We start from the raw sequence: 12,938 nt of genomic DNA on the forward strand, positions 1-12,938 counted from the left end.
CGGCGGCTTCTGGCACCAGGCGCCACAAGGGCGAGTGGCAGTGCACGGATGGCTCGCAGTAAGCGTAGATCATCGTTTGCACTCAAGGGGCTCCGAGGCGGCGGCTTCCACACGTATGCGCCGTCCGTTGATTTCGAGGTCCGGCAAGAGCGGTGGCACCGCCTTATAAGACCCCTGCATCAAGGCCGCGCGCTCCTCCACGCAGCCAGGCGGGATCTTGAGCCTGCCTAGCACTTGCCACGTACCGGCAGCGTCTTGATCGAATAACGTGCCCTCACTGCCTCGCGGTGCCAGCAATAATATGTTCTGCCGGCCGTCGCCGCTTAGCCGGACAAGATACGCATCGCACTTGTCGCCCTCTGTACTTAAGCACGACGGCACCCTCCAGGGCCAACCCTTGACGTTTTTCCAGTCGTTGGCCATGAACGATGGCGGCAGGTTCTGCCCCGGCGTGCGCACATCGATGTTATGCACGACATTGACGACGTGCGGACCGGATTTCTCCGTGTCGATCAGTTGCTCCGTTTCTAGGCTCCTGTCCCTGATGGCGGCTGCATTGGGTCCAACAGAGGTTGACTGCAACCGCGCCAACGCATTGCGGCCATAGACTGTCGACTGAAAACGCAGGAAACGGAAATCGAATTCATCCGGTGCAATGCGCCCGGACAACAACCTGTCGACCTGGCTGGCCACGGCCAACCGCGCCGGGTCGGCAATCGGTGTAAACAACGCAACCAGCAACGCGAGCGTAATGTAGCTGGTCAGGACATTGGTCGACGCTACGCGCTTGAGCCAACCACTGCGCTCCAACGCTGCCCATGCATATCCAAGCGCGTAACAAAGCGCAACTAGCGCGCACGCAGCGCCCGAAACGCGGCTGATCGTCCAACCATATTGATCGATACGCAGCTTCAGCGCATAGACCGCCAGCGCAACCAACGCCAGCAACATCAGGCAAGCGAGACGGGCACACAGGCGCAGGATGCGAGGCACGGTGTCCGCTTCGCCCCCGCTCGCCTCCATCCCGTTCTTGTATGTCGCGTTGATCAACACGATCTCCAGCGCCGCGACGCCCAGCAGCAGAGCTGTCGCATGGCGGGTTTCCCATAGCGGCGCGAGGCCCGTCACCGGCAAGCTCAGCAAGAATCCCGCGACGATCAGCACCAGCAGGGGCAACAGCCACGACAAGAGCGTAAGCAGCAGCGTCCTGATGTCGCGAATGATATTGGGCCGCACGTCCGTGATATGCAGACCGGTTGCGAAGGTCATGGCAAGTACCGGAACGTTGAACCACAACCGATCGAGCAGATCGCGCAGAAAATTTAGCTTCAGCAGCATGAACAAGTTGGCGCCGAGCACGAGAATAAGAAAAAAGACGCCGGCAAACATCAGCGACAGGCCGATCTGCAGCGCCAGTTTCCAACTGGATTCGAAATACGATTCATACGGTGCCAGCCACCGATGCGTCGCTTCACCGGCACTAATCAGCGCGTAGCCAATAAATACAAATACAGCGCTAAAAAGGCTGACTTCAAACGAGGGCGGATCCATCGTGAACGAGAGATCCTCCCGTGTCGCCAGGGCCTGCAGGTCCATGACGCGCCACGCGTCGTTGTATCCCAAGGCGGCCACGACCGCGGCCAATAGCGCGCACCATAAAAGCAGCCTGAGCCGCGGCAGGTGACCCACCCCGACAATCAGCACCGGCGGAATCAACGAGCTCACCAGCAGCAACGGGATGAAGTACACGCCATGCGTCGCGGCCCATATGCCCTTGCCGTCCGATATCACCGTGAGCAAGATGTAGAGAATGTACCCTTGCAAAAACCCTATCCCCAGGCGCGTCAACCATAACGCTTTCGAAGACAGTGTGTGGCCATCGGGGGCCGGCCCAACGTGGTCATTTAGCATGCTCTTGCCCCTACGCTCGTTGCGACGAAGACTGCCTATTCATTTAGAACGTTAGCACCGCTTAATTCTCCAGCGCCTTGCTAGTCATCATAGAGGGTTCTACCCGAATTTTCTGGGATATGTTCCTGGCTTGACCTTCCCATTATGGTAAGGTTGAGAATGACGTTGTAGCGCACACTCGGCATACCTGCCCCCTTTTGCCTTTCCAGGAGAAAACGCGATGAATATCGGTGAAGCCGCCAAGGCGTCCGGCGTCTCGGCAAAAATGATCCGTCATTACGAAGAAGCCGGCTTGATTCCCGCCGCCACGCGTACGGAATCCAACTATCGCGTGTATTCCACCAACGACGTGGCCATGCTGCACTTCATCAAGCAAGCCCGACGCCTCGGCTTCGCGATGAAGCAGATCGCCCTGCTGCTCAGCTTGTGGCAAGACCGCAGCCGCTCCAGCCGCGAGGTGAAAGCGCTGGCGCGCGAGCACGTCGACGAACTGAACCTGCGCATCCGTGAACTCACGGAGATGCGCGACACGCTGGATGACTTGGTCAAGCACTGCCGCGGCGACTCTCGGCCCGAGTGCCCGATACTCGAAGGCATCTCGGCCCACTGTCATTGAACGCAAATGCGATTTATCGGCAAGCAATTGGCCAAGGCATCGCCCAAGAAAACCGCCAAAGAAAGCGGCAAAAAATCCGGCGATGCGGCATTTTCGATATTTCGCTTAAAAAGCCTTGACCCTCCCATGATGGGAATGTCCATACTAGATTCATCGAGTCACTTACCGGCTTATCTGCCACCTCATTTACCGACTCATTTGCCTCTCATTTACCTTATCAAGGAGCGACGAAAATGGAATTCGAAGTGAACGACATGACATGCGGCCATTGCGCTAGCCGCATTACCCAGGCGGTCAAAGCGGTCGCGGCCTCGGCAAACGTCGATATCGACATTACAAGCAAGCGCGTGAAGGTTGCCGCCACGACGACGCCGGTCGAAGTTGTGCTGAACGCCATCGCCGAAGCGGGCTACACCCCGGTTCTGCAGCCATAGGCCCAAGCGGCGCGCTAACGCCTCGCCAACGACCCGCTAGCACCCCGCTAATAACGCAGCACTGCACCAAAGGAGAACAAACATGGCAGCCGGCACCGCATTGCCCCAGGAACCCGGGCGCGCCCGACAATGGTCTGTCCCGATCGAGGGCATGACCTGCGCATCCTGTGTCGGCCGCGTCGAGAAAGCGCTCGCCGGCGTGCCGGGGGTGAGCGGCGTCAGCGTCAACATTGCGACCGAACGTGCCCAGCTCGACACCGACGCCAGCGTCGCATTGGATACGATAGTCGATGCGGTCAAGCGTGCCGGTTATGCAGTGACGCAGGACTCGATCACGCTCGATGTGCAGGGCATGACGTGCGCGTCCTGCGTGTCTCGCGTCGAAAAAGCATTGCAGCGCGTGCCCGGCGTGGCCAAAGCCTCGGTCAACCTGGCCACGCAGACGGCGACGGTCGGCGGCGTCGGTCTTGAGGCCGACGCGCTGATCGCCGCTATCTCGAAGGCCGGCTACGAAGCTGCGCCGCATTCGGATGACACGGATCAGGTGGCACGCCGCTCGCCCGGGCTGAGCGAAATATCCGCCGTGGTCATATGCGCGCTGTTGGCCGTGCCACTGGTCGTGCCAATGGCGGCCCAGGCTCTGGGCACGCAAGTCATGCTGCCGATTTCGGTGCAATTTGCGCTCTCGACTCTGGTCCAGTTTGTATTCGGCGCGCGCTTCTATACTGCCGCCTACAGAGCGGTGCGGGCCAAAGCCGGCAATATGGATTTGCTGGTCGCGTTGGGAACCTCCGCCGCGTACGGCTTGAGCGTGTACGAGATGGTGGCGCACCCCGGCGACATGTCGCATCTGTACTTCGAGGCTTCCGCCGTTGTCATCACGCTGGTGCGCTTCGGCAAATGGCTGGAGATGCGCGCCAAACACAAGACCATGGCGGCGATCCAGGCGCTCAACGCGCTGCGGCCGGCAACGGCGCGGGTGCGCACGGGCGGCGAAGACCGCGATACCCCGGTATCGCAGGTGCGGCTTGGCGATCTCGTGATCGTTCGCCCCGGCGAGCGGATGCCCGTGGATGGCGTCATCCTCGAAGGCCAGAGCGAGCTCGACGAGTCGCTGATCACCGGCGAGAGCCTGCCGGTTTTCAAGCAGATACACGACACCGTGGTGACGGGCTCCATCGTGGCGAACGGCTATCTGGTGGTACGCACCGCCGCCGTGGGCGCGGACACCATGCTCTCGCAAATCGTGCGCCTAGTCGAATCCGCGCAGGCGGAAAAAGCGCCGATCCAGCGTCTGGTGGACAAGGTCAGCGCCGTTTTCGTGCCAGTGATACTGGGCATCGCTCTTTTGACCTTTATCGGCTGGATGTTCTTCAACGGCAATGTTGAGGCGGCGGTGCTCAACGCCGTCGCGGTGCTGGTCATCGCTTGCCCTTGCGCACTGGGTCTGGCCACACCGGCGGCGATCATGGCGGGCACCGGTGTAGCAGCTCAGCACGGGGTGCTGATCAAGAACGCAGAAGCGCTTGAACTCGCGCATCGGATGAGCGTGGTGGCCTTCGACAAGACCGGAACACTGACTGAAGGCAAGCCCAGCCTCGCCGTGTTCGAGGTGGACCACGTTTCCCGGCAAGCGGCTTTGCAACTTGCGGCTTCGATCCAACAGGCCAGCGAACACCCGCTTGCACGGGCCATTATCGAGGCGGCAAAGGCCGAAGGCGTGTCGTTGCGCCCAGTGAGCGACGCTCAAGCGATGCCGGGTCAAGGCATACGCGCCACGGTCGACCAGCTTGATCTGTTTATCGGCAGCGACCGGTGGCTCAGTGGGCGAGGTGCCGAGCCGGGCGTGGGTTCGGGCGTGAGTTCGGGCGTCGATCGTAACGCCGGATCAGTCGCCGAACCCGCCGACGACCGAGCCGCCAAGCACCTCGAACCGAGCCCGGAATTACGGGTGGCCGCCGAGCGCGCGCTCGAATCGGGCTTGACGGTATCGTGGCTGGTGGAGACGGCACCGCAATCGCGCGTGCTCGCCCTGATGGCTTTCGGCGACGCGATCAAACCGTCCGCCGGCGAGGCAATCCGAGGTTTGACCGCGATGGGTATCAAGACCGTGCTGCTGACCGGCGACAACCGCCATAGCGCGCAACGCATCGCCACGCAACTGGGCATCACCGAAGTTCACGCCGAAGTATTGCCCGAGGACAAAGCGCGGGTCATCTCGGCTCTGCGCGGCGGCAACGCGGTGGTCGGCATGGTGGGCGACGGCATCAACGACGCGCCCGCGCTGGCCGCGGCAGACGTGGGCATCGCCATGTCCACCGGCACCGATGTGGCCATGCATGCGGCCGGCCTGACGCTGATGCGCGGCGACCCTAAGCTGATCGCCGACGCCATCGACATTTCGCGCAGAACCTACGCCAAAATCCGCCAGAATTTGTTCTGGGCGTTCTTCTACAACCTGGTCGGCATCCCGCTCGCCGCTTTCGGCCTGCTCAGCCCCATGGCAGCAGGCGCCGCGATGGCATTCAGCAGCGTGAGCGTGATCTCGAACGCACTATTGCTGAGGACGTGGCGCCCTAAGAGGACAACTGACCGCGCAAATCCGTGACAAAGCCGTGCAATTCGTCCTCGCCGGCGTCGGTAATCGCCCAGTAAGTCATACCACCGGCGCTCCAGTGGGCAAAGTGATAGCCCTGCCGCTCGTGGATAGCGGGTTCGCGTAGCTGAGTCGTGCCAGTGCCGATGCCGGTTCCATTGCTAGGCCACACATACAGGTTGATCGGGTGCAGCTTGTACCGGTACACCATGACCGCGACCGCGCGCCCATCGACATAATCCAGCCTGCCACCGATCAGCGGATACCCCTGCTGAACCAGATCGATCACCGGCGGTGCGAAATCGAGCTTGCCGTTGAACCAGGGCTTGACGGTGTGCTTGTCGGTGGAGATCACGTCCGAGAGGTGATTGAATTGCAGCGAGCGGATGTGATCGTCCACCACCTCTTGCGTCAGACGGTCTTCACTCGAAGGGACCGCGAGGTAGAGGCTCATGCTCACACTGAGCGCGGCCACGCTTGCCACCATTACGCCGGCCGTGGCCCAAGTCGGCCACGTCAGCCACCGGCTACCGACATTTCTGCTGTTTCCGTTATCCTGCCCCTTGAAGCGCTCGCCCAGCCGCGCCCATGGCGCACTGCGACCCGGCAGCGCGGCCTCGATCCGTTTGACCAATTCGGGTGGCGCGTCCATCCGCAATTGCGCCGAACGCAGTTGAGCGCTGACGTCGCGGTGCTGCGCAAGCACCTGCGAGCATTCACCGCAACTATCCAGATGACGCTGGAATTCCAGCGCTTCCGACAAACTGAGCTCCTCATCGAGATAGCCCGGCAATAATTCCAACGCCTGTTCGTGATTCATCACGCCTCCTGATCCATCGGTGCGAGGAGCGTCGCGAGCAACTGACGACCGCGCCCGAGACGCGACATCACGGTGCCCATCGGAATGCCGACCACGGCAGCGATCTGCTTATACGACAACTCCTCCAGCTCCCGCAACATCACGACCTCCCGAAATTCGAGCGGCAACGCCCGCAATGCCTGATGCACACGCTTCTGGCTTTCGCTGCGTATCAGCATCGCCTCCGGATTGTCATGGGGGTGCGGCGCCGCCATCTCGGCGCTGTGTATCTCCTCATCGAAAACGGTGGCGGATGCCTGCCCACGATTTTGCTGATACCAGGTGTAGAAGGTATTGCGCACGATGGCCAGTAACCAAGACCGCGGGTCCTCACCGCGAAACCCCGGGAAAAACCTGTACGCACGCAGATACGCCTCCTGCACCACGTCCTGCGCGTCGTGATCGTTGCGCGTAAGCCAACGCGCCAGATTGAAGGCCGAATTCAGATGAGGCAGTACAAGTGCCTTGAAGCGTTGCGCGACGATCGGATCGGCCATTCCATATTCCCGCGAGTTTCCTTGCTTACCCAATCTACAAGACTGCCGGGATGCGGTTTTTATTCCCGAATCCCCATCTCGATCTTCCCGCTCAGCGACTTCAAACCGAAACTCGCCACCAGTGCCAACGCCGCACACGCCGCCATGAAATACGCAGGCGAAGCCGTGTTGCCGGTGGCGCTGATCAGCCAAGTCGCGATCAAGGGCGCGGTGCCACTGAACACCGTGAAGCTCACGTTAAAGCTCAATGCCACTCCGCTGAAACGCACCCGGGTCGGGAACATATCCGCGATGATGCAGGCAAACGTGCCGTTGGCCAGGCATGCAGCCAGGCCGGCCAAGACCAGCAGCACGACCACGTCGAGGCTGTGATGGCTGGCCGCCAGATAGAACGGGTAACTCAACACCAGCAACAGCGCCGAACCAATGCGCAACACCAATCGCCGGGGGACTTTGTCGCCGAGCCAGCCGGAGAGCAAAATGCCCACCGAAATCACCATCAACGAAACGTTCTGAGCAACCGCAACCCGCTGCGGGTCGTAATGCAGCACCTTCACCAGATACGCAGGCATATGCGCGAACAACAGGCCGTTGAATGCGGCCACCACCGCCGTTGTCGCGATACCGAGCAACACCGGGCGCCAGTGGTCGCGCAGCAATTCGGCCAGCGGATGCTTGGCGGCCAGATGCTTCATCTGCGCAAATTCGGGCGTCTCCTCGAGTTTGCGACGCAACCAGAAGCTAAGCAAGCCGATCACGCCGCCAAACAGAAACCCGATACGCCAGCCGTAGGTCGCGATATCGTCGCCGGTAAGAAACGTATGCACGCCCAGATTCACCACCGCGGCCAGCGCCACACCTGAGTTTACGCAAAAGAACACGATGCCGCACACCAGCCCTGCGCGTCGAGGTACGGTTTCGACCACATAGGTGATCGACCCCGGCAACTCGCCGCCCAGGCAAAAGCCCTGGATCAAGCGCAGCAGCACCATCAGCATGGTCGCACCGATGCCCCACGTGGCGTAGGTCGGTATCAATCCCATGCCGATGGTGGACAGCGACACCACGATCACCGAGACGATGAATACTCTGCGGCGCCCGTATCTGTCACCAAAATAACTCAGCACCACCCCGCCCACCGGGCGCGACAGATAGCCGATCGCAAATACCGCAAACGACAGCACCAAGCCAACGATAGGATCGTGCATCGGGAAAAACGCTTGCCCGATATATTGCGCAAAAATGCCGTAGACGACGAAATCGTAGAACTCCAGCGCGCCGCCCAGGCTTGCCAGCACGATCATGCGCCACTGCCCGGCCGTCAGGCGCGCCGATGCGCCCGGCAGTGTTCTGGTGGATTCAAAACTCGACATGGTGATCTCCTTGGCCCGGCTTATTTGATGGTGGACTGAGATGGCATGAGCTCGACGCGGGCTAGTCACCCGGCGGCGGCTTTCTGTTCGGGTCTGTTCTGGTCAGTTGCGCTGGATTGCGGCATTGCGATTCAGAGATCGACCAACACTGCACGTATCAATTGACTCAAGTCGCCGTCGTGACGAAAACCCAGACGATCGGCGCACGGCGTGGCCAGCGGCGGAAGCCGGCCGAATTGCGCTTCGAGCTGCGCATCCGGCTCGTAGCGAATCAATTCGCGTACGCCAGTGCCAAACTCGTGTGCAAGCGCATCGACCAGGCACGCGACCGAAGTGTGTAACGCCGGCAGCGTGAATGCGCGCCGCTCAGCGGCAAATGCAGCGCCGGGGACCACCGCTGCGTGCAGCAGATTGTCGACGCAGCGTTGCAGCGACATCAGCCACAAGGTCGCCTGCGCGGACACCGGGCAGGTGTAGCGCTGACCTGTGGCCAATGCGCGGATCAAATCGGAGTTGAACGCGGACAATGCGCCACCCTGCACGAGCGGCCTTGCGACGATGCCCGGCAGCCGCAACGAGCGAGTGTCGAGCCAGTTGCGGCGGCTATAGTCGGCCAACAGGATTTCGCCAATCTGCTTTTGCGCCCCGTAACTCAGGGCCGGCATCAGCGGCGTGTCGTCGTCGATGTGATCGGGCATCGGTGCGCCAAATACCGCGATCGAGCTGGAGTACACCACGCGCGCACCGCGTGCCTGACGGCGCAAGCCTTCGAACAGATGGATGCTGGCTTCGAGGTTGACACTGTGGCCCAGCTCGAAATCGGCTTCGGCTTGCCGGCTCGTGATACCGGCCAGATGAAACAACAGGTCGACCGGCTGCGCGAGCGCTTCGGTGCGAACCCGCGCATCGGCAATGCTGCCGGCGACGCAATGCACGCGCGCATCGTCGGCGAGCTCCGCTGCATCGAAGCGCAAGTCGACCAGCGTGAGCTGGGTGAATGGCGTTTGTCCTGGACCCGTAGCGCCGACGCTGAGCAGGCGTCGCACCAGGGCACGGCCGATATAGCCGTTTGCGCCCGTAATTAGTATATTCATTGCAGCCATCCCCGTTGGATTAACACTGTGCGCCAACCGAGTCCATCGGACGGTAGGCCGCGCGGCCGGTATTCGCAACCGACATAGCCCGCGTAACCGGCCGCGGCCAGATCTGCGAAAGCCTGTTGCAGCGATGGTTCCGAGAGATCGGGTTCGTGGCGCCCCGGCACGCCCGCGACTTGCACGTGATGGGTCCACGGCAGTGCCGCGGCAAGCTCGGCGCGCAGATCCAGGCTTTCCCGCATGGCATGGTAGAGGTCGAATTGCAGCCGAACGCGTGGCGTATTCAGCGCTCGCACGATTTCAAGCGCGGCGCCAGGCACGTGATAGAAATAACCGGGCGAATCGGCCCGGTTCAGCGCTTCTAGCAGCAACACCAAGTCGGGCGAACGAGACTGGGCCCACGTGAGATTGTCCTGAAGCGTGGCGCGCTGCGCAGCGTACTCGAACTCGCCACGGCGCATGCCCGCCATCACATGAATTGCGCCGCAGCCACATGCCGCGCATACGGCCTGCGCCTGTTCGAACCCCGTCTGAAACGCGGCGACCGAATCGGGTTGAGCCGCGTACCCTTTTGCCTGTGGCGCCGCTCCGAGCGGTGTGTTGATCAGCACCAGTTTGAGCGCGTGTTGTGCGAGTTGTTGCGCGTACCACTCGGGCGGATGGTCATACGGAAATAGAATCTCGACCGCGTCGAAACCATCGGCACGCGCAGCCGCAAAACGCTCGGCCACCGGCAAATGTCCGTATAACAACGTCAGGTTGGCGGCTAGTTTCATGGTGTCGATTTCCTTGGCGTGTTCAGCTCACCCGGTTGCGACAAGCGTGCAATCTCCGACAAGTCGGCCCCGCCCAATCCCAGCGAAGACGCGAGGCGATAGGCCTGTTGCACAGCGCCGCTGACCAGCATCGGCGTGCCGCTTTCGCGTGCCAGCACTGCTACGCCATCGAGGTCTTTCAGCATGGTGTCGAGCGCGCCGATCGATACCTCGGGCGGCGCTGTCATGCGCGGCACAAAAATCTGCAGCAGTTTCGAATCGGCCCAGCCGCCGGCAAGCGCCTCGGTCAGCTTGGCGGGATCGATCCCGCTGTTGCGCGCCAGCCCCACGGCCTCGCCGATCGCCGCGATCGTCGCCGCCACGATGGTCTGGTTGCACAGCTTGGTCGCCTGCCCGGCGCCCACCGGCCCCATATGCGTCACGCGTGCCGCATAGGCCGTGAGCAAAGGCGTGATCTGGGCGATGGCGCCAGCCGGGCCGCCTGCCATCACCGCCAAGGTGCCGGCCGCAGCGCCCGCGACACCGCCCGAAACAGGCGCATCGATCCAGACAGCGCCGTTCGCTTTCATCAGCCGGCTCGCAAACGTTTGTGTGGCTCCTGGAGCGATGCTCGAATGATCGATCACCCAACGCGCACCGGTGACGCTGGCAATGCCCGCCGGTCCGAACACCACCGATTCGACCGCCGCGGCATCGAGCAGGCACATGCAAATCGCGACGCTCTGAGCCGCCAGCGCGGCAGGCGTCGCTTCGATGATCGCGCCGGCCTCGGCCAAAGGTGCGAGCTTGGCGACGGTGCGATTCCAGACATGTACCTCGTGGCCCGCCGCAAGCAGGCGACGTACCATAGGCGCGCCCATCAGGCCCGGTCCGCAAAATCCTATTTTCACGTTCAGCCCTTGTTTGGGTTATTGGCGTTGTTGGCGTTGTTGGCGCCATGTGCTTGAGGAGCACCGGCTGTGCCATCGGCCTCCGGCGTCTCATACGGCCACACGACACCGCCCGAATGCGTGACCGCACCGTGTTTGGCGGGTCCCACCAATTTTTCGTACTTCTCCAGCGCGCCGCCCAGCGACGCGCGCGCGACCGGCCGCCACGCTGCGCGACGTGTCTCCAGTTCAGCGTCCGAGAGCTCGACGCGCAGCGTGTTGGTTGCGGCATCGATCACGATGACGTCGCCGTCCTTGAGTAGCGCAATCGGGCCGCCCAGCACCGCTTCCGGTCCCGCGTAGCCGATACACATACCGCGCGTTGCACCCGAAAACCGGCCATCGGTCAGCAAGGCAACCTTCTCGCCCATGCCTTGGCCGTAAATGGCCGCCGTGACGCTGAGCATCTCGCGCATGCCCGGCCCGCCTTTGGGGCCTTCGTTGCGTATCACCAGCACGTCGCCTTCACGATAATCGCGCGCCGAGACCACCTTCATGCAGGCCTCTTCGTTTTCAAACAGACGCGCACGGCCCGTGAATTGCAGCGATTTGAGGCCGGCGATTTTGAGTAATGCACCGTCGGGCACGAGGTTGCCTTTCAGCACCACGACGCCGCCACTGTCGTGCAGCGCGTGCTCGCAACTGCGCACCACGAGGCCATCGGGTTCGCGCACGTCGCGCAACGCTTCTTCGAGCGTCTGGCCCGTCAGCGTGAGTACGTCGCCGTGCAAATAACCGGCCTTGAGCAACGCTTTGAGCACGGCAGGAACGCCGCCCACATGATGCAAGTCGCGCGCGAGGTAACGTCCGCCCGGCTGCAGGTCGGCAATGAGCGGCGTACGGCTGAACACGGCGGCCACATCGGCGAGCGTGAAGCTGATGCCGGCCTCGTGAGCGATCGCCGGGATATGCAACGCCGCATTGGTCGAACCGCCGGTGGCCGCGACCGCTGCGCACGCGTTCTCGCAACTCTTGCGCGTAACCAGATCGCGCGGCAACGGGCCACCCGCGTTGAGGATCTTCATCACGGTTTCGCCGGCGCGACGCGCCAGCGCGATCCGCTCGCTATAGACCGCCGGCATCATGGCCGAGCCCAGCGGCGACAATCCCAGCGCTTCGGCCACCATCGCCATGGTGTTGGCCGTGAATTGGCCCGGGCAGGCGCCCGCGGTCGGCGAACACGCATGCTCGATCGCCGAGAATTCCTCCGCGGTGATGGCGCCGGCCTGGAAACGCCCGACCGCTTCTATCGTGTCGAGTATCGTGATCTCCCGACCATCGGTGCCGGTGCCCGGTAGCATCGCGCCGCCGTAGATGAATACCGACGGCACATTGACGCGCACCATCCCCATCATCACGCCGGGCAAGGTCTTGTCGCAGCCGGCGAAACCGACCAGCGCGTCGTAGGCGTGTCCGCGCACCACCAGCTCGATGCTGTCGGCCACCAGCTCACGCGAGAGCAGGCTCATGCGCATGCCGGCATGATTCATCGAGGTGCCGTCGGACACCGACACGGTCGAAAACGCGATCGGCACGCCACCACCCGCGGCCACACCGAGCTTGGCGTTTTCAGCCTGCGGTCCGAGCGACATCGAACACGGGGTATTTTCACCGGCGGTGCTGACGATGCCGACAAACGACTTCTGCATCGCTTCGTCATCGAGCCCGGTGGCGCGCAAAAAAGCGCGATGCGGCGCACGCGTCACGCCGTCGGTCACCATTTTGGAGCGGTGTTTGTGCAGGGACATTTTCGAGCTTCCTTTACGCCCATTCATTAGGCGATGTTTCTCAGTGTTTCTCTCAGCCGCGGCGGCGTGGGTCGATTTAGGCGAACGCCTTATGTGGGCAGC

12 protein-coding genes are annotated in these 12,938 nt (G+C 62.2%); 3 read left to right on the top strand and 9 right to left on the bottom strand.

The window, feature by feature from the left end:
* Window positions 1-69 precede the first annotated feature (69 nt).
* On the bottom strand, window positions 70-1,911 hold the full coding sequence (locus tag GSQ77_RS21180) for a DUF4153 domain-containing protein (protein WP_158904721.1): 1,842 nt from the start codon (window positions 1,909-1,911) through the stop codon (window positions 70-72).
* Between the two features lie 220 nt (window positions 1,912-2,131).
* Between GSQ77_RS21180 and cueR the strand changes: the two genes are divergently transcribed.
* Window positions 2,132-2,527, top strand: coding sequence for a Cu(I)-responsive transcriptional regulator (gene cueR, locus GSQ77_RS21185; protein ID WP_158904722.1), 396 nt, complete (start codon window positions 2,132-2,134; stop codon window positions 2,525-2,527).
* Here the strand turns inward: cueR and GSQ77_RS21190 are convergent.
* Window positions 2,521-2,670, bottom strand: a complete 150-nt coding sequence (locus tag GSQ77_RS21190; protein WP_158904723.1) for a hypothetical protein — start codon at window positions 2,668-2,670, stop codon at window positions 2,521-2,523. The two genes, cueR and GSQ77_RS21190, sit on opposite strands and share 7 nt — an antisense overlap.
* Window positions 2,671-2,760: 90 nt before the next feature.
* Between GSQ77_RS21190 and GSQ77_RS21195 the strand changes: the two genes are divergently transcribed.
* Both GSQ77_RS21195 and GSQ77_RS21200 read left to right on the top strand, forming a co-directional pair.
* Entirely contained in the window at window positions 2,761-2,961 is a 201-nt protein-coding gene (locus GSQ77_RS21195; protein ID WP_158904724.1) for a heavy-metal-associated domain-containing protein, read from the top strand.
* A gap of 82 nt (window positions 2,962-3,043) precedes the next feature.
* On the top strand, window positions 3,044-5,569 hold the full coding sequence (locus GSQ77_RS21200) for a heavy metal translocating P-type ATPase (protein ID WP_158904725.1): 2,526 nt from the start codon (window positions 3,044-3,046) through the stop codon (window positions 5,567-5,569).
* Here GSQ77_RS21200 and GSQ77_RS21205 read toward each other — a convergent pair.
* The 7 genes from GSQ77_RS21205 to ilvD all read right to left on the bottom strand — a co-directional run bounded on the left by GSQ77_RS21205 (window position 5,538) and on the right by ilvD (window position 12,836).
* Window positions 5,538-6,377: an anti-sigma factor gene (locus GSQ77_RS21205; RefSeq protein WP_158904726.1), complete on the bottom strand. Its 840-nt coding sequence runs from the start codon at window positions 6,375-6,377 to the stop codon at window positions 5,538-5,540. The genes GSQ77_RS21200 and GSQ77_RS21205 overlap by 32 nt on opposite strands.
* Complete coding sequence (locus GSQ77_RS21210) at window positions 6,377-6,913, bottom strand: sigma-70 family RNA polymerase sigma factor (protein WP_158904727.1); 537 nt, start codon at window positions 6,911-6,913, stop codon at window positions 6,377-6,379. The genes GSQ77_RS21205 and GSQ77_RS21210 overlap by 1 nt, the downstream gene beginning before the upstream one ends.
* Window positions 6,914-6,972: 59 nt before the next feature.
* Window positions 6,973-8,286: an MFS transporter gene (locus GSQ77_RS21215; protein WP_158904728.1), complete on the bottom strand. Its 1,314-nt coding sequence runs from the start codon at window positions 8,284-8,286 to the stop codon at window positions 6,973-6,975.
* Window positions 8,287-8,417: 131 nt separating this feature from the next.
* Window positions 8,418-9,380 carry an NAD-dependent epimerase/dehydratase family protein gene (locus tag GSQ77_RS21220; RefSeq protein WP_158904729.1) on the bottom strand — a complete coding sequence of 321 codons (963 nt, stop codon included), beginning with the start codon at window positions 9,378-9,380 and terminating at the stop codon, window positions 8,418-8,420.
* Complete coding sequence (locus GSQ77_RS21225) at window positions 9,377-10,159, bottom strand: hydroxypyruvate isomerase family protein (protein ID WP_158904730.1); 783 nt, start codon at window positions 10,157-10,159, stop codon at window positions 9,377-9,379. Before GSQ77_RS21225 ends, GSQ77_RS21220 begins: the two co-directional genes overlap by 4 nt.
* Window positions 10,156-11,055: an NAD(P)-dependent oxidoreductase gene (locus tag GSQ77_RS21230; protein WP_158906432.1), complete on the bottom strand. Its 900-nt coding sequence runs from the start codon at window positions 11,053-11,055 to the stop codon at window positions 10,156-10,158. Before GSQ77_RS21230 ends, GSQ77_RS21225 begins: the two co-directional genes overlap by 4 nt.
* Entirely contained in the window at window positions 11,052-12,836 is a 1,785-nt protein-coding gene (ilvD, locus tag GSQ77_RS21235) for a dihydroxy-acid dehydratase (RefSeq protein WP_158904731.1), read from the bottom strand. The genes GSQ77_RS21230 and ilvD overlap by 4 nt, the downstream gene beginning before the upstream one ends.
* Window positions 12,837-12,938 lie beyond the last annotated feature (102 nt).

The sequence above is a fragment of the Burkholderia sp. L27(2015) genome (assembly GCF_009765705.1).
In the GTDB taxonomy this organism is placed as follows: Bacteria; Pseudomonadota; Gammaproteobacteria; order Burkholderiales; family Burkholderiaceae; genus LMUX01.